Source organism: Collinsella sp. MSK.8.10, from assembly GCF_019041915.1.
Taxonomy (GTDB): domain Bacteria; phylum Actinomycetota; class Coriobacteriia; order Coriobacteriales; family Coriobacteriaceae; genus Collinsella.
This window is the reverse complement of record NZ_JAHPYF010000006.1, coordinates 107270-124837: the sequence shown is the minus strand read 5'-3', so window position 1 is coordinate 124837 and position 17568 is coordinate 107270. Positions and strand designations below refer to the sequence as shown.

Sequence of the window (17568 nt, the reverse complement as noted above, 5' to 3'; positions counted from 1 at the left end):
TATTGCCGGGGCGGGCTATGCCAAGGGTGTCCCTAATGACTAGTCATTTAAGAACGTCCCCAATGACTAGCTGCCGGGGTGCTGGTGTGACTTTCATCCCGTTTGGCGCTCCGGTCGCCTAGATGTTCGCCATGCGTACCCGCAAACGTGGGACAATGGCGCTGTTGGTTTTACAGACAAAGGATGTGCCTATGAACACCCTCGCCGCCAAAGTCAGCCGGCAGCGCCACCTGTTTGCGCGATTCGCTTCCGTCTGCGTGCTCGTCACGCTTGCGTTGTTGCTGCTGCCTGTCGCCGCGCACGCCGACGGCTACTCCATGACCCAGACCTATATCAGTGCCACGGTCGAGGCCGATGGATCGCTGACCGTTGTCGAGGGACGCCAGTTTGATTTCGACGACGACATCAACGGCGTGTTTTGGGAGATCAATACGGGCTCCAACCAGCAGGGCGGCACGGCGGGCGTCGACGTGCTGAGTGTCGAGGAAGAGGACACCGCGTTTAACAAAGTCGATAGCGCGAACAAGGGCGACTCTGGCGTCTACACGGTCGAGCAGACCGGTGACGGCGTAAGGATTAAGGTGTTCAGCCCCCACGAGAGCGGCGACAGCGCGATCTATTACGTGAGCTACACCATGACCGGTGCGGTCATGAACTGGGCCGATACCGCCGAGCTCTACTGGAAGTTTGTGGGCGACGGCTGGTCCGCGGACTCCGATGACGTTGAGATGGAAGTGTACTTCGCAAATGCCGCTGCCGGGACGGCGGCCGTCAAGGGCGATAACTTCCGCGCATGGGGCCACGGCCCGCTGACGGGCGATGTATCGCTCGATGCGGACGAACCCATGGTCACCTATACCATTCCCTGCGTGCATCAGGGCGAATTCGCCGAGGCACGCATCGCCTTCCCTAGCGACTGGGTGCCGCAGCTTGCCGCTTCGGGCGAAGAGCGCATGTCAACGATCCTGAGCGAAGAGAAGGAATGGGCCGACGAAGCTAACGCCCGCCGCGCTCACGCTCGCATGATTGCCAATGCACTTGCCGTGCTAAGTGTTGTTGCGGCGGTGGCCTTTACCGGCACAATCGTTATGCTCAAGCTGCGCAAGCGCAAGCCCAAGCCGCTTTTCCAGGACGAATATTTCCGCGATGTGCCTTCGGCCGACCATCCCGCCGTGCTTTCGGCCCTCATGAGCTGGAACGAGGTGCCCGATCAGGCATATATCGCCACGCTCATGAAGCTCACTGACGACCGTGTGATCAAGCTGGAGCAGGCGACCGTGACCAAGGCCAAGAAGGGTCTGTTGGGGCGTGAAAAAGAAGAGCAGACGTATCGCGTGACGGTGAGTGATGCGGGCTGGAAGTCGGCCAAGGGCATTGACCACATGGTGCTCAAGGTCTTCTTTGCCGGTGCTAAGCCTGACGAGAACGGCGATCGCTCGCGCACGTTCGACGAGCTGCAGCACTACGTCAAGCAGCACGCTACACCCGTGGGCGACAAGCTCGAGGACTATCAGAACACCGTTAAGGGCAAGCTGGCCGATAGCGAGTACGTTGCCTCGGACGGCATTGTTGCAATGGTGTTTTGCCTGGTTCTTGGTATCCTGATTGCCTTTGTTCCCGTGGGATCCATCTTCTTTACCGATGGCGCGCAGGCGAACATTACCGCCGCGGTTATCTCGGTGCCGATTGTGCTGGTGGGTATCGGCGTGGGCCTTACGTTCCGCCGCTTTACGCCGGAGGGCGCCGAGGTGGCGGCTCGCTGCAAGGCACTTAAGCATTGGCTCGAGGACTTCACGCGTCTAAAGGAAGCCGTCCCCGGCGATCTGGTGCTGTGGAACAAGCTGCTGGTGATGGGCGTGGCGCTGGGTGTTTCCAAGGAAGTGCTGCGTCAGCTTGCCGAGGCCGTGCCGCCCGAGGTGCGCGAGGCCGACGGCTTCTATGACAATTATCCCTGCTACTGGTGGTACTACCATCATTACGGCAACGAGTCTCCGCTCGATTCGTTCGATGACGTGTATCACGAGAGCATCCGTGAGCTGGCGTCGAGCTCCGACAGCTCGGGCGGCGGCGGAGGCGGCGGCTTCTCTGGCGGCGGAGGCGGCGGCGTCGGCGGAGGCGGCGGCGGAACGTTCTAACGGTCGTAAATTATGGGATGGGCTTTTCTCGACAGCCGTCGGGGAAAGCCCATCCCCTTTTTACGCGCTACCTACGAAGACTGTCCCCAGCAACTAATCATTTAAGAACGTTTCCAACGACTAGGTGCGGTTGCTGCCAAGGAGTGTCCCGGGGTGCCGGCACAAAAGGAACGTCCCTAACTGCTGGGTTTAGGCTGTTAGGTCGAGTTCGTAGAGAAAGCTTTCGCGCGGCATGTCGTGACGGCGCTCTTCGCGGTTGGCGCGGTGCGTGGCCGTGCGCTTAAAGCCGTGCAGCTCGTAGAACTTCCACGAGCAGTTGGAGTCGGTGTACAGGTGCGCCCTCGTCGCTCCAAGCGAGGACAGGTGCGAGACGGCGGCATCGAGCAGAACCGTGCCAACGCCCAGGCCATGGACATCGCGATCCACGGCAAGCAGCGTGACCTCGTTGTCGTGCGGCAACGGGCTGCTCTCGAGCAGGCGGTTGTTGGTTCGGATGGTTGCGCGCACAAACGAGAGATACTCGGCGCACGCATCGGGCTCTAGCTCACGCATCTGCGATAGCAGCGCGCGTTCGGTATCCATCCAATGCTCGTTGATAGTGGCGCCGGAGCTCTGTCCCGCACGCGCGAGCGAAATGCCACGCGCCTGACCGTCGATTACGGCAACCTGTGAAAACGTCGACGACGAAAGGCAATAGGCGAGGTCGCACGCGGCCTCAAGGCGGTTGTACTCATCGTTATCCGAATTGTTATGCCAAAGCTGCTGCAGAATCAGCGCGATGGCGTCGAAGTCTTCGGTATCAAACGGTCGGTAGAGAACCCGCGAGACCATGGTGCCTCTTTCTTTTGCGGATGCATATCGAGCACAGTTCTACCACGCCATTGGCATCTAATTATGGTGCCCCTGTGTTCCATGAACTCACCGTGCCCGGTGCCATGCCCATCCCCTCCGCTCGCAAACTTTTTCTGCACATGCGCCCGTTGCGGGGTGCATCGATGCGCTCGATGCGCTACATTAAATCAGTATTTTCAATGCCGCTGCGCGAGCGCTGCAGATCGACGTATCACCGACTCACAGAGCACGGCGGCGTACCAGACAGGAGGACTGCATGGGATCTGATGTGAAGATCGCACGCGCGTTGATCTCGGTTACCGATAAGACGGGCGTCGTCGATTTCGCACGGACGCTGGTTGACGACTTTGGCGTCGAGATCATCTCTACGGGCGGCACGGCTCGTGCCATCGAGGACGCGGGCGTTCCCGTAACCCCCATCGAGGAGTTCACGGGCTATCCCGAGATGATGGACGGCCGCGTTAAGACCCTGCACCCCAAGGTTCATGGCGCGCTGCTGGCCCGCCGCGATTCCGAGCAGCACATGCAGGAGGCGGCTCAGCACGGCATTAAGCTGATCGATCTGGTCGTCGTCAACCTGTACGAGTTCGAGAAGACCGTCGCCAACCCCGAGGTCACCTTCGCGGACGCCATCGAGCACATCGACATCGGTGGCCCCTCCATGCTGCGCTCTGCCGCCAAGAACGCCACGAGCGTTACCGTCATTTCCGACCCGGCCGACTATGATGCCGTCCTGGCCGAGATGCACGAGACCGGTGGTTGCACCACGCTTTCCACCCGTCGTCGCCTGCAGGTGAAGGTCTACCAGACCACCGCCGCCTACGACACGGCCATCTCCCGCTGGCTCGCCGCCCAGGCAAGCGACGTGGCGGACACCTCTGCCAAGCTCGAGATTTCGCTGGAGAAGGTCGACGACCTGCGCTATGGCGAGAACCCGCAGCAGAAAGCCACAGTCTATCGCTTTGCCGAGGGCTGCGAGAACACCGCGAGCTCGCAGTTCCCGCTCGTGGGCTCCAAGCAGATCCAGGGCAAGCCGCTCAGCTACAACAACTATCTGGATGCCGACGCCGCTTGGAACCTGGTCCGCGAGTTCGACGAGCCGGCCTGCGTAATCCTCAAGCACCAGAACCCCTGCGGTTCCGCCGTTGCCGAGGACATCACGGCTGCCTACGACCGCGCTTTTGCCTGCGATCCCAAGAGCGCCTTCGGCGGCATCATCGCCTGCAACCGCGAGGTTCCCTTTGATCTGGTTGAGCACTTTGCCGATCAGAACAAGCAGTTCGTCGAGGTCATCATCGCCCCGAGCTACACCGCCGAGGCGCTCGAGCGCATGGCCAAGCGCCCCAACCTGCGCGTGTTGGCGACCGGCGGCGTGGACCACGGCGCTCAGGTGGAGCTGCGCTCCGTCGACGGCGGCATGTTGGTGCAGGAGGTCGACCACGTGACCGAGGATCCCGCGACCTTTACGTTCCCCACCGACCGCAAGCCCACCGACGCCGAGATGGCCGAGCTCGAGTTTGCCTGGAAGGTCTGCAAGGGCGTTAAGTCCAACGCCATCCTGGTCTCCAAGGGTAAGGCCGGCATTGGCATGGGCCCGGGTCAGCCTAACCGCGTTGACTCTGCGCTACTTGCCTGCGAGCGCGCCGAGGACTTCTGCGAGCGCGAGGGCGTGGAGAAGGGCGGCTTTGCCTGCGCAAGCGACGCGTTCTTCCCGTTCCGCGACAACGTCGACGTGCTTGCCGCACACGGCGTGACCTGCATCATCCAGCCCGGCGGCTCCAAGCGCGATGACGAGAGCATTCAGGCCTGCAACGAGCATGGTATTGCTATGGTGTTTACCGGCGCCCGCCACTTTAGGCACTAAGTTTCGCCCCGAAACAAAATAATCTCTGCAAAAGACGGTCGCTCCGTTTGGAGGGCCGTCTTTTTGGTATAAGAGGACGGAATGACTAACACGAAAGGTATGACCATGCCCCAGATTGATGATGCCGAGCTGTTTGGCAATGCCGAGGATCAGCGTGCGTACGAGGACTTTTGCGCCAATCAGGAGGCGGTCGAGAAGTTTACGCTCGACAAGCCCGCGCTTATCTGCCGCTGGCGCATGTCCAACAAAAAGGTGCCCATGCTCAACCGCCACATTCGTGCGCTGTCCGAGCGCTTGGTGCAGGGCGAGCCGCTTACCCATAACATGCTCAGTTGGGCCAAGCAGCACGTTGAGTGGTCGCTTGCCGAGGGCGATTACACTGCGCACGACGGCGTACTCATGCTAGTGATCGACGTTAACGGCAACGCCGCCATGACGGTGGGGGAGTACGAGCCGCTCGCCGATACGTCGGCCAAGGCGCTACGTGCCCGCTCCGCCGAGGCCCGCTCCGAGGCCGACGAAACCGGCGTGGCGCCCGAGCTGCTCGCCGCCGTCGATAACGGCGAGCTTGCCTTTGTGGCGCCAGCGGACGAGTGCCTGTGCGGCACGGCGACGCTCATTGAGCAGCTGGCCCAGACCAAGGGCATCCCGGTCACGCGCGTAGATATTCCCGCACAGCTCAAGGGCGCCTTGTTCCTGGTGAGCGACGAGCACGGCGTGGTCCCCGCAACCGAGGCCGACGCCGCCGAGGCCGACGCCGCCACGGTCGCCTTCTTCGCTGAAGGCTACGAAAAGCTCCGTGCCCGCCGCTCCTAACCTCAAGGCGGGGTGGGCTTACTGAAGCGAGCGAGCGCGTTCGATTGCGTAGGCGAGCGACAGCTGCTCCATCTCCGGGGCGCATTTGTAGCTCAGTCCGGTGAGAACTGTCACCTTATCGAGGCGATATCGAATCGTGTTCGGGTGCTGGCCAGTCTGCTTGGCGGTTTGCTCGATACGTCGGCCGTTCTCGATGAATGCAGCGAGCGTGGATTCCAGTTCGCTGCCATGCTCACTGTCGTGCTCGCGTATCGGCGAGAGAATCGCCTCCGAGAACGATCGCATCTCCGGGGTTTCCGCAAAAGGCATCACGGTTCTCAGGATGCCGAGCTGCGTATAGCGCACGGGACCCTCGGCTCGTTGACAAGATAGGCGCTGTGCGTAAATCGCCTGCGAGATCGCCTGCGCCACCGCCTCGTCTCCAAACAGAATATCGCTGATGCCGAGCCCTTCCGCTCCGCCATCGATGTCGCTAGCCTCGATGAGCTCCGTGAGCGCCTGCACGATTCGCTCTACATCGAGCGTCTGTTCCGAGTCACTTGTCGCTACGAATAACAAACCTCCGTCGTAGGGTGCCAGCATGTTGTGGCATCCGGCGAGGGTCGATTTTGCACAGAGACGTTCGATTTGCAAAAACGTACGCGGGTCGAGGGGCTCTGCAAACGATGCGAACAGGGCGACCGCTTCGTCCAGAAATGACGGGTTGAGACCTCGGATGCGTCGGCAGATGGACTCGGGCGATACGTCTGTCCTCAGGGCATCGATCTCGCGCTGCGCGAAGTCGATGGACGTGAGCTGCTCGATATGCCGTTTGACCTCATAGATGACGCTGTCAAAGAACAGTGAGTCGTCGGTCGTGAGAAAGACCGGGTAGTGCCGCGCGTTGGCGTAGCGGATGGCTTGGTCGGGAATCGGGATGTGCAGGACGTTTTTGATGATGAGACCGCTCGTTCCCTTGGCGACGAGGTATTTCACGGCTTCAGTGATGAGGTACGGGTCGTCCTTCGCATAGAGGAAAGTGCTGAGGATGATCTCGTCTGAGCTGAAGTTGACGCGCTGGTACTTGTTCTTGAGGCCGGGCATGAGTTCATAATCGAGGATCCCGACGCCAGAGACGGCACGCGAGACGCCATCGCTGCCGGCGATTAGACGGACTGACCCCTCATATTCCCGTGAGAAGTCCGAGATGGTGTATAGCATCAGCATCACCTTGTAAATAATTACAATAAGTACCTATACAAATAGGATAATCGCACATCCGTATGCCTTTGATGCGATAAATAGTTCAAATACCTGCTGATAGAACGAAAAATCAGATCGAGAATTGTTGTAGATTCCAACAAGAAATGATCCTTGGCGGCATCGTTACTAAACCGTACAGTGAAGCAACGTAAAGCTTTCACTGAAAGGAGCGATGATGGGGCAGATGGTGGTGCTTTCGGTCGAGGAAGTTTCCAAGGTGCTGACAATCGAGGATGCAATCGCTGCCGTGGAGGAGGCATATCGCCAGAAGGCAACGGGCAAGGGTGTTGCGTGGCCGATGGTATATGAGCAGTTCGAACCCGGCGTGGCCGATATGGATATCCGCTCGGGCGAGTTGGCGGGAAGCGGCCTCTTCGGCCTCAAGCTCACCGCTTGGTTCTCTCAGAATCCTAAAAAGGGGCTGCCCGAGATCTTTGGCACCACGCTGCTGTGCGACAACGCGACGGGCGAGCCGTTGGCGCTGCTCAATGCCTCCGCCGTCACTGGACTTCGCACCGGTGCCGCCGCTGCGCTCGGTGCCAAGTGGCTGGCTCGGGCGGATGCGTCCAAACTGCTTGTTGTGGGTGCCGGTCATATGAGCACTTATATGGTGGCGGGCGTGCTCGCCGCCTGTCCCAAGGTGAGCGAGGTCAAGGTGTGGGAGCCGGTTTCCGATGCCGCGCCCGAGGCCCGCGTCGAGCGCATGCGAGGCGAGGTCGCCCATATCTTGGGCGCCTGCGAGCATGCTCGCGAGGCATCCACCTATTCCATCGAGGCGACGGCTGACGGCCAAGGTGCCGCGGCGGAGGCCGACATTATCGTGACGATCACGCCGGCGACCAAGCCCATCATTCTCGATTCATGGGTGCGTCCTGGTACGCATATCTCCTGCGTCGGTGCCGACATGCCCGGCAAGCAGGAGCTCGCCTCGGCGCTTGTCGCCCGTGCCGCTGTTTACGTCGACGACCGCGAGCAATCGGTCGCGTCCGGTGAGCTGGAGATTCCGGTTGCCGAGGGCGCCATCACGCCCGAGGACATCAAAGCGGAGCTCGGCGAAGTCATCGCCGGCGCGGCTACGGGGCGCTCGGATGACGAGCAGGTGACGGTGTTCGATACGTCGGGCATCGCCGTTCAGGACCTTTCGGCATCGAAAATCGCCTACGACCGCGCCGTCGAGGCGGGGCTGGGTACCGTGGTGGAGCTGTAAGAAAGTCAAGGAAAGGAAACGACAATGCAGATCAAGGATTTCGCCGTCGAGCAGTGGATGAACGAGTGGGAGACCAAGTGCACCCACAACGTTGCAGAGACGTGCGTCTACTCCCTCACGCTCGACCAGCTGTTCGAGCATACGAACACTGACAAGAAGGCGTGGCTCGATAGCCTGTGCTCGCGCCGATTCACCTACGGAGACATCGAGGGGCAGCCCGGCTTCCTCGAGGGGGTCGCGCGTCTCTATAAGACGGTCGAGCCCGGGCATATCGTGCCCACGCACGGCGCGACCGGTGCCAACTCCCTGGTTATTTCCACGCTCGTCGAACCGGGCGATCACGTAGTCTCCGTCAAGCCCACCTACCAGCAGCTTTACTCGATTCCCGAGATGTGTGGTGCGAAGGTCGATATCCTTCAGCTCGATCGCAAGAACGGCTATCACGTCGACGTCGACGCGCTCGATGCCCTGGTGACCGACGATACCAAGCTCATCTGCATCAATAACCCGGACAACCCCACGGGCGCCCTGCTCGACACCGATACGCTCAAGGCGATTGTCGAGGTCGCACGCAAACACGACGCGTGGGTGCTCTGCGACGAGGTCTACCGTCTGCTTACTCAGACGGATGAGTACTGCGAGTCCGTGGTCGACCTGTACGACAAGGCCATCGTCACCGCATCCATGTCCAAGGTCTGGTCGTTCGCCGGCCTGCGTCTGGGCTGGGCGGTCACCAAGAGCCCGGAGCTCCGTCGTGCGCTGCTCTCGCATCGCGACTACAACCTGATTTCCGCCGGCATATTCAGCGAGTCGGTGGCGGAGCTGATTCTGGGCAACGCTTCCGTGATTCTTGAGCGCAGCCGTCGCATCGTCCGTCAGAACCTTGCTGTTCTGGAGAAGTGGGTCGAGAGCGAGCCGCACCTGTCGTTCGTCAAGCCCGAGGCGGGTACCACCGCGCTCGTGTATTACGACTACGACATCGACTCCAGGACGTTCTGCACCGACATGATTAAGAAGTCCGGCGCACTCGTCACCCCGGGTGATTGCTTCGAGGAGCCCAAGAGCATGCGCATCGGCTATGCATACTCCGATAACACCGATGACCTGCAGAAGGGCCTAGATGCCATCTCCGCGTACATACGTACGCTCGAGTAGAGGCTCGAGGTCGAAGTGATGGGGCCGATCGGTTTAGGACCGGTCGGCCCCTATTTTCTCTCAAGACTACCGAACGCTTTTGTCACATTAGGTGCCCACGGGGTCGTATCGCTGCGACGCTGTGGGCATAATGGTGTGAAAGGTGCAAGTTACGCGAAATGGGAGGACACATGGCGCTGATCTATGTCGTTGAGGACGACGAGCCCATTCGTCGTGAGCTTATCGACATCCTTGCCCGCGCCGGGTTTGAAATCGAGGCCTGCGAATCGTTTGAGCATGTCTCGCGCGATATTCTCGCCGCCGCGCCCGACCTGGTGCTGCTCGACCTCACGCTTCCCGTCAAGGACGGCCAGCATATCTGCCACGAGGTTCGCCGCGAATCCGAGGTCCCCATCATCGTCCTCACGTCGCGCACGACCGAGATCGACGAGGTCATGGCCATGACGCTCGGCGCGGACGACTTTGTTCCCAAGCCCTATAGCGCCCGTGTGCTCGTGGCGCGCATCAATGCCTTGCTGCGTCGCACCGCGGCGGCGGGCGAGCGCAGCACGCTCGTCCACAAGGGACTGGAGATTGACCTCGCACGCTCCATGGTCACCAACACGCAAACGGGCACCAGCACCGAGCTCACCAAAAACGAGCTGCGTATCCTCTCGCTGCTTCTGAGCCGCGCGGGCAAGATCGTTTCGCGCTCGGCCATCATGCAGGACCTGTGGGACTCCGACGCCTTTGTGGACGACAATACGCTCACCGTCAACATCAACCGCCTGCGTACCACGCTCGAAAAAATCGGCATCAAGGGGTATTTGACCACGCATCGCGGCCAGGGCTATTCGGTCTAGGGGCCGGCTATGTCGTTTGGCAAGTTCTTTAAAGATGCGCTGCTTCCCGTCGCCGTGTGGACGTGCGGCGTGCTGCTGAGCTGCTTTGTGCTGACGGTCGCCGGCGCACCCGTTTCCATCGTGGTCGTGGCGGTTGGCGTGTCCTTCATCTTTGGCATGCTCGGCATCGTGATCGAGTACGCGCGCCGTCGTCGATTTTTGCACCAGCTGGAGCGCGCGGCCGAGGAGCTGGAAAGCCCCGCATGGGTGCAGGAGATGGTGCAGTGCCCGACTTATGCCGAGGGCGAGCTCGAGTACGAGGTCTTGCGCCGGGTGGGCAAAGCCGCTTGTGACGAGGTTGCCGAAGGCAGGCGCCAGACCGATGACTATCGCGACTATATCGAGAGCTGGGTCCACGAGGCCAAGCTGCCTCTGGCGGCAGCCCATCTGATTTTGGAAAACCTGGACGGCAGCGAAGATGATCTGTCGCGCGTAGATGACCTCGGTCGCGAGCTTGCCCGCGTGGAGCGCTATATCGATCAAGCGCTGTACTACGCGCGCTCGGAAGTCGTGGAACGCGACTACCTGATTCGCCGCTGGGACCTTAAGACCTTGGTGACGGGCGCGATTAAAGCCAACGCGCGCGAGCTCATTGCGGCGCATGTGGCCCCGGTGTGCGAGAACCTCGACTTCGAGGTCTTTACCGACGAGAAGTGGCTCGAGTTTATTCTGGGCCAGCTCATTCAGAACAGCATTAAATATGCGTGCGAGGACGGCGCGAAGATCGTGTTTTCGGGCGCGTTGCTGGACGAGGGCCTGGCAAGCGAGCGCATCGAGCTTACCGTTGCGGACAACGGCTGCGGCGTGAGCGCGGCCGACCTGCCGCGTGTGTTCGAGAAGGGTTTTACCGGCGACAACGGCCGCACCACCAAGCGTGCAACGGGCATCGGCCTCTACCTGGTGGCGCGCCTGTGCTCCAAGATGGGCATCGACGTCACCGCGGCATCGGAGCCGGGCGAAGGCTTCGTCGTAACATTCGCCTTCTCAACCAACAAGTTCCAATATTTCGAGTAGTCGGGCCGTCTTGCGGTGCGGACGGCAATGTTCCCGAACGTGAACATAGCTAAGGCAATTGGCGCTATGTTCCCGAACGTGAACACAACTATGGGGGCTCAAATGAATCCCCCATAACAAAAACGTGTCGCCCCAAACAAAACGTGCCGCCCCAAACGGGGCGGCACGCCATTTTTCCATCAGACAACTCGTTGAAGCAAGGCTGCGAAGGCCGCGGGGCCGGGAGGGGTTTCCTAAGGGCACATCCCGCAGCCGCAACGCGGCGAGGACGTGCCCGTGGAAACCCCGCAGGCCCCGCGGCCGGTGGGAGCAACGCTACTTCACGACTAAGATGTCGCAGTCCGTATTGCGCAGCAGGAACGTCGAAATCGAACCCAGCAGCGCATACTTGATCGAGGACAGGCCGCGGGCGCCGCAGAGCACCAGGTCGGGCTTAACCACGTCGAGCATCTCGTCCTTAAGCGTCTCGCGAATGCGGCCGGCGCGAATCATGACCTCGACCTCGGGGATGTCGGGATTGGCCTTAGCCTCTTCGAGCTGCTTGGCGATGGAGTTCTTAAACGCCTCCTCTAGGCCGTTGACCAGATCGACCGGATAGGAACCGGCGCTCTCGAGTGCCGTGGAATCGATAACGTGGCCGATGATTAGCTTGGCGCCGTTGTTCGCGGCGACCTTGATGGCGCGTGCGAGCACAAAATCCTGCTGCTCAGTACCGTCGAGTGAAACAAATACCTTGGTGTAGCCCTCGTTCATGGTTTCCTCCTTGGTCTATCGCACGGGCGCGGGGCTCGTGCGTCGGGCGGGCGCGGGCGCGTTGGCCGCCGGACACTTTATCTTGTTGCAGTTATACCCAAGGATTTCGGTTTGACCGCTCGCAATTCTGTGAACGGACGAGTTTTTTGGTAAGGGTAGGCGCAGGCGCGCCCGAACGGTTGATAATGGGACATCGCCCGCACCGTCCGCAGAACAATATCGGCGGGTGTCTAACGAGGGGGTCCCTTTGGATATCATCGAGCTTCTAAAATCTGCCTTCATGGGCCTGGTCGAGGGCATCACCGAATGGCTGCCTGTTTCGTCGACCGGTCACATGATCTTGGTGGACGAGTTCGTCAAGATGAACGTGAGCGAGACGTTCTGGAATATGTTCCTGGTTGTGATTCAGCTCGGCGCCATTCTGGCCGTCTGTGTGCTGTTCTTCCATGAGCTCAACCCGTTCTCGCCCAGCAAGGGTAAGGAGGGCCGTCGCGACACCTGGGTGCTGTGGGGCAAGATTGTGCTCGGCTGCATTCCCGCCGCGGCGATCGGCCTGCCGCTCAACGACTGGATGGAGGAGCATTTCTACAATGCTCCCGTCGTGGCGCTGGCGCTCATTGTGTACGGCGTGCTGTTTATCGTGATCGAGAACTGGCGCGCGAACAAGCGCGAGGAAATGGCCGTTGCCGGTTCGTTTGGTTCGCGTGCTGTGGTGTCGGGTGGACGTCCCGCCGGTGCGCACTTTGCGGCGCCCGCCGCGGCTACCGCTGAGGATGAGGGCGATGACGAGGATCTGGACTTTGGTTCCATCACCACGCTCGAGGACCTGAGTTGGAAGACCGCACTGGGCATCGGATGCTTCCAGGTGCTCTCGCTGATTCCGGGCACGTCGCGCTCCGGTTCCACCATCATCGGCGGCCTGCTTTTGGGCTGCACGCGTTCGGTGGCGTCCAAGTTTACGTTCTTCCTGGCCATCCCTGTCATGTTTGGCGCGAGTGCGCTCAAGCTGGTCAAGTATTTCATCAAGGGCGGTACGTTCGGTGCCAACGAGGTCGCCATCCTGGGCGTGGGCTGCGTTGTGGCCTTTGTGGTTTCGCTCATCGCCATCAAGTGGCTTATGGGCTTCGTCCGCCGTCACGACTTCAAGTGCTTCGGCGTCTACCGCATCATTCTGGGCATCGTGGTGCTTGCGTACTTCTTCGTCTTGGAGCCTATGCTCGGCCTGTAACTTGGTTGACGCTGCGCGGCGGCCAGAACGACAACTTGTCATTCAAAGAGGGTGGCATGACCAAAAGGTCTATGCCGCCCTCTTTTCATGCCAATTTGTTCGTTCTGGCCGCCGCTCGCTGCCGTTGCCGTGACATCGGTGGCTCCATTGCACCAAATCCGCTGGGGCGGGCCTGACGGTGGCGCACGGAGTCGTGGTGTGATTTGCGTCGGTGTCCGCGCGGCTCGGTATACTGGTACGGCTCAAACTATGGCGCCGCCCGCAGGCGCGCCGTCCGTCAGATGAGGAGTCGCCCATGACCCAGCCCCTGCCCTGGGAAAAGAACGCCACGGTACCCGTTCCGCCCGCGCCGGAACCCGTGCCGTTCGATGCATACACCGCCCCCGCTGCGCCGGAGCCCGAGCTCGTTCCGCTCGACATCTACGACGCTCCCGTGCCGTCGCCCAAGCCCGCCAAGCCGCTCGTCGACATCGACAGCCTTAATCCCGCCCAGCGCGAGGCCGTCCTGACCACCGAGGGCCCGTTGCTGGTGCTCGCCGGCGCCGGCTCGGGCAAGACCCGCGTCTTGACCTTCCGCATCGCACATATGCTCGGCGATCTGGGCGTTAAGCCTTGGCAGGTTCTTGCCATCACGTTTACCAACAAGGCCGCGGCAGAGATGCGCGAGCGTCTGGCAGCGCTCATCCCCAGCGGCACCCGCGGTATGTGGGTGTGCACCTTCCATGCCATGTGTGTGCGCATGCTGCGCGAGGACGCCGACCTGCTGGGCTACACCGGCCAGTTCACCATCTACGATGACGATGACTCAAAGCGCATGGTGCGTGACATTATGCAGGCGCTCGGCATCGAGCAAAAGCAGTTCCCCATCAACATGATCCGCAGCAAGATCAGCTCGGCCAAAAACGCCATGATCGGCCCCGAGGACATGCTCAAGAGCGCCGATAGCCCCAACGACAAAAAGGCCGCGCAGGTCTACCTAGAGCTGGAGCGCCGCCTGCGCGCCGCCAATGCGATGGACTTCGACGACCTGCTCGTGCGCGCGCTCGAGCTGCTGCGCACCCGTCCCGAGGTGCTCGATAAGTACCAAGAGCGCTTCCGCTACATTAGCGTCGACGAGTATCAGGACACCAACCACGTCCAGTACGAGATCGCCAACCTGCTGGCCGCCAAGTACCAAAACCTCATGGTCGTAGGCGACGATGACCAGTCCATTTATAGCTGGCGTGGCGCCGACATCACCAACATCTTGGACTTTGAGAAGGACTTTAAAAACTGCAAGACCGTCAAGCTGGAGCAGAACTATCGTTCCACGGGTCACATCCTGAGCGCCGCCAACGCCGTGGTGCGCCACAACTCGCAGCGCAAGGACAAGCGCCTGTTTACGGCCGAGGGCGATGGCGAGAAGATCCAGGCCTTCCAGGCGAGCGATGAGCGCGACGAGGGCCGCTGGATTGCCGGTGAGATCGAGAAGCTGCACTCCAAGGGCACGAGCTACGACGACATCGCCGTGTTCTACCGTACCAACGCCCAGTCGCGTATTCTCGAAGATATGTTCCTGCGCGCGGGCGTGCCCTACAAGATTGTGGGCGGCACGCGATTCTTCGACCGTGCCGAGATCCGCGACGTCATGGCCTACCTCAAGATGATCGTGAACCCGGCCGACGAGATGAGCGTCAAGCGCGTCATCAACACACCTCGCCGTGGTATCGGCTCCACCTCGATCCAAAAGATCGAGCAGCTGGCGCGCGACAACCGCTGCTCGTTCTTCCAGGCCTGCGAGATCGCGTGCGCCGAGACCGGTATGTTTAGCGCCAAGGTGCGCAATGGCCTGTCGAGCTTTGTGTCGCTGGTGCGCGAGGGTCGCCGCATGGACGGCGAGCTCAAGGACGTTGTCGAGATGATTGTCGATAAGACGGGCCTACTGCAGGCTTTCCGCGCCGAGGGCACCATGGAGTCCGAGAGCCGCGCCGAGAACATCCAGGAATTCCTGGGCGTCGCCGCCGAATTTGAGGAGACGCACGAGGATATCGAAGGTACGCTCGAGAGCTTGGAAGAGCTGCGCGCTGCCGGTGTTGCCGATGTGCCTGCTAGCGCCGAGCCCGAGCCTGTCGTGGTGAGCGCGCCTGCGCCCGAACCGGGGCCATCTGCCCCGGTATCCTCGTTTGAGGCGCTCGTTGGCGCGCGTGACGCCGCGGGCTCCAATCCGCTCGATAGCTTGGCCGCTCCGGCGCTGTCTCCGCAGGATGCCCTGGCCGCCGCCATCGCGGGCAACGCGTATGCCGCGCCGACGGAGATGCCGGCGGGTGCCGTGCATGCCGACGAGATCGAGCGCACCTACGGTCCGCTCACCTGTAAGGCGCTGCCGGCGCTCATGGAGTGGCTGGCCCTGCGCTCCGACTTGGATTCCCTGGCCGGCGAGACGCATGCCATTACCATGATGACCATCCACTCCGCCAAGGGCCTGGAGTTCCCGGCGGTGTTCGTGGCCGGCATGGAGGAGGGTATCTTCCCGCACGTGCACGACTTTGGCGGTAGTGACGATCCGGGCAAGCTCGAGGAGGAGCGTCGCTTGGCCTACGTCGCCATCACGCGTGCTCGCAAGCGCCTGTTCCTGACCTATGCGGCCACGCGTCGCACCTACGGCTCGACCTCTGCCAACCCGCGCTCGCGCTTCCTCAACGAGATTCCGTTTGAGGATATCGAGTTTAGCGGCATCGGTTCTGCCGGTTTTGAGGGCACGGGCTGGGAGAAACGCGGCGACCGACACGGCACCTTTGGATCGGGTATGGGCTCGGACATGTATGGCGGCAAGGTGTTTGGTTCGCATACGCGCTCGACCGGCGGTTCTGGTTCACGTGGTGGATCGAGCTTTGACGATTTCTTTGGCGGCAGCAGCTACGGGACCGAGCGCCATCGTGGGGTTTCGCCCGATGCCGGCCGTGTTGCCTCGACCTTTGGTTCGGGTGCGCCGCGAGCCAAAAAGCCGTCGTCCAAGGTGTCCCCGACGGTGGAGCGCAAGGTCGATCGTGCCAGCGCATCGCAGGACTTTGCCGCGGGCGATACCGTGAGCCACAAGACTTTTGGCACGGGTACCGTGCTCTCGGTCGTCGGAGACATGATCGAGGTCCAATTCGAAAAGACCGGCCAGACCAAAAAGCTTATGAAGGGCTTTGCTCCGATCGTCAAGCTGTCGTGATCCCGGCGGACCTGGGCGGGCGTATGGGGCAACATCGCCTGCTCGGGCAGTCCTGCTCGCACGGAGAGCACATTAAGTGCTCTCCGGCTCGTGCGGAACTCGCGATCGATGTTGCCCCATACGCCCGCCCAGGTCCTTAGATAACGTTGCTTGCGAACGTCGCTCTGCTCGTCCGCTTTTTTGATCTGGAGAGCCGGGTGGGCTGATATATATGGATAAGGGGCTCCTCCGTTGGTGGACGGGGGAGCCCCTTGTTGCGTTTTGGTTGTTGCTGCGACCTAGAGGTGGCTGATGATCAGTTCCATCTTGCCTTCGAGGTCGATGGAGCTGACGGTGTTCGGGGCCAGCAGGTGGCTTCCCTTGTGGACGGGGTCGCCGCAGACGGTGCCTTCGCCGTCGATGACCGACAGGCACATGAAGGGCCAGCGCTGGTCGAGGATCTTGCTGCCGTCGACACGCACGCGATCGACGGTGTAGCAGGGGTTAGACTCGAGCTCGGTCACGCCGTCCACCTCGGGCGCGGTCACGGTACCATCGACCGGGGCCTGGACGTCAAAGTCGATGCAGTCGAGGCTCTGCTTAATGTGCAGCGGGCGCAGTTTGCCGTCGGTGCCCGGGCGATCATAGTCGTACAGACGATACGTCACGTCGCTCGACTGCTGCGTTTCCAAAATGAGCGTGCCGGCCTTGATGGCGTGAACGGTACCGGAATCAATCTGGAAAAAGTCGCCCTTGTGGATCGGTAGTACGTTGAGCATGTCGTCCCAGCGGCCGTCCTTGATCATCTGTGCGGCCTCAGTGCGGTCTTTAGCACGCTGGCCGACGATGATCGTGGCGCCGGGCTCGCAATCCAGCACGTACCAGCACTCGGTTTTACCCAGGCTGCCGTTCTCGTGCTCGGCGGCGTACTCGTCGTTGGGATGAATCTGGATCGAAAGGTCGTCCTTGGCGTCCAGAATCTTGATGAGCAGCGGGAACTCCTTGCCCTCGCAGTTGCCAAAGAGCTCGCGGTGCTCGGCCCACAGCCACGACAGCGTGTGGCCGGCGTACGGTCCCTCCGCAATCTGGCAGTCACCGTTGGGATGGGCCGAGATGGCCCAGCACTCACCGATGGGACCTTCGGGAATGTCGTAACCAAATACGGTTTCGAGCTGGCGGCCACCCCAGATCTTCTCGTGGAAGATCGGCGTCAGTTTAATCAAATCGGACATATTCATACCCCCAT

Annotated in this window: 13 protein-coding genes; 9 read left to right on the top strand and 4 right to left on the bottom strand. The window is 61.2% G+C overall.

Annotation, left to right across the window (positions count from 1 at the left end; translation table 11 throughout):
- Positions 1-191 precede the first annotated feature (191 nt).
- On the top strand, positions 192-2135 hold the full coding sequence (locus KTF55_RS07725) for a DUF2207 domain-containing protein (protein ID WP_217108245.1): 1944 nt from the start codon (positions 192-194) through the stop codon (positions 2133-2135).
- 189 nt (positions 2136-2324) lie between these two features.
- Here the strand turns inward: KTF55_RS07725 and KTF55_RS07720 are convergent, their stop codons facing one another.
- On the bottom strand, positions 2325-2966 hold the full coding sequence (locus tag KTF55_RS07720) for a GNAT family N-acetyltransferase (protein ID WP_055310399.1): 642 nt from the start codon (positions 2964-2966) through the stop codon (positions 2325-2327).
- A gap of 277 nt (positions 2967-3243) precedes the next feature.
- Between KTF55_RS07720 and purH the strand changes: the two genes are divergently transcribed.
- Together purH and KTF55_RS07710 are read left to right on the top strand one after the other, a co-directional pair.
- Positions 3244-4851, top strand: coding sequence for a bifunctional phosphoribosylaminoimidazolecarboxamide formyltransferase/IMP cyclohydrolase (purH, locus tag KTF55_RS07715; RefSeq protein ID WP_195240725.1), 1608 nt, complete (start codon positions 3244-3246; stop codon positions 4849-4851).
- Between the two features lie 81 nt (positions 4852-4932).
- On the top strand, positions 4933-5667 hold the full coding sequence (locus tag KTF55_RS07710) for a hypothetical protein (RefSeq protein WP_217108244.1): 735 nt from the start codon (positions 4933-4935) through the stop codon (positions 5665-5667).
- Positions 5668-5685: 18 nt separating this feature from the next.
- Here the strand turns inward: KTF55_RS07710 and KTF55_RS07705 are convergent, their stop codons facing one another.
- Entirely contained in the window at positions 5686-6867 is a 1182-nt protein-coding gene (locus tag KTF55_RS07705) for a PucR family transcriptional regulator (protein ID WP_217108243.1), read from the bottom strand.
- Positions 6868-7084: 217 nt separating this feature from the next.
- Between KTF55_RS07705 and KTF55_RS07700 the strand changes: the two genes are divergently transcribed.
- The 4 genes from KTF55_RS07700 (at position 7085) to KTF55_RS07685 (ending at position 11166) form a co-directional block, all read left to right on the top strand.
- The gene (locus KTF55_RS07700; RefSeq protein ID WP_217108242.1) at positions 7085-8116 is read left to right on the top strand and encodes an ornithine cyclodeaminase family protein; all 1032 of its coding nucleotides are present in this window, start codon (positions 7085-7087) and stop codon (positions 8114-8116) included.
- A gap of 24 nt (positions 8117-8140) precedes the next feature.
- Positions 8141-9271 (top strand): aminotransferase, encoded by a 1131-nt coding sequence (locus tag KTF55_RS07695; protein WP_217108241.1) that lies wholly within the window; start codon positions 8141-8143, stop codon positions 9269-9271.
- Positions 9272-9441: 170 nt separating this feature from the next.
- Positions 9442-10113 (top strand): response regulator transcription factor, encoded by a 672-nt coding sequence (locus tag KTF55_RS07690; RefSeq protein ID WP_217108240.1) that lies wholly within the window; start codon positions 9442-9444, stop codon positions 10111-10113.
- A gap of 9 nt (positions 10114-10122) precedes the next feature.
- The gene (locus KTF55_RS07685; RefSeq protein WP_117847885.1) at positions 10123-11166 is read left to right on the top strand and encodes a sensor histidine kinase; all 1044 of its coding nucleotides are present in this window, start codon (positions 10123-10125) and stop codon (positions 11164-11166) included.
- A gap of 315 nt (positions 11167-11481) precedes the next feature.
- Here the strand turns inward: KTF55_RS07685 and KTF55_RS07680 are convergent, their stop codons facing one another.
- Positions 11482-11919 (bottom strand): universal stress protein, encoded by a 438-nt coding sequence (locus KTF55_RS07680; protein ID WP_006235921.1) that lies wholly within the window; start codon positions 11917-11919, stop codon positions 11482-11484.
- Between the two features lie 247 nt (positions 11920-12166).
- On the opposite strand from KTF55_RS07680, the gene KTF55_RS07675 reads away from it, so the two are divergent.
- Both KTF55_RS07675 and KTF55_RS07670 read left to right on the top strand, forming a co-directional pair.
- Complete coding sequence (locus KTF55_RS07675) at positions 12167-13147, top strand: undecaprenyl-diphosphate phosphatase (RefSeq protein ID WP_117847886.1); 981 nt, start codon at positions 12167-12169, stop codon at positions 13145-13147.
- 295 nt (positions 13148-13442) lie between these two features.
- Positions 13443-16343, top strand: coding sequence for an ATP-dependent helicase (locus KTF55_RS07670; protein WP_117847888.1), 2901 nt, complete (start codon positions 13443-13445; stop codon positions 16341-16343).
- A gap of 278 nt (positions 16344-16621) precedes the next feature.
- On the opposite strand, the gene KTF55_RS07665 is transcribed toward KTF55_RS07670, so the two are convergent.
- A complete protein-coding gene (locus KTF55_RS07665; RefSeq protein WP_117840134.1) occupies positions 16622-17560 on the bottom strand; it encodes a type I phosphomannose isomerase catalytic subunit in 939 nt (312 codons plus the stop codon).
- Positions 17561-17568: the final 8 nt, after the last annotated feature.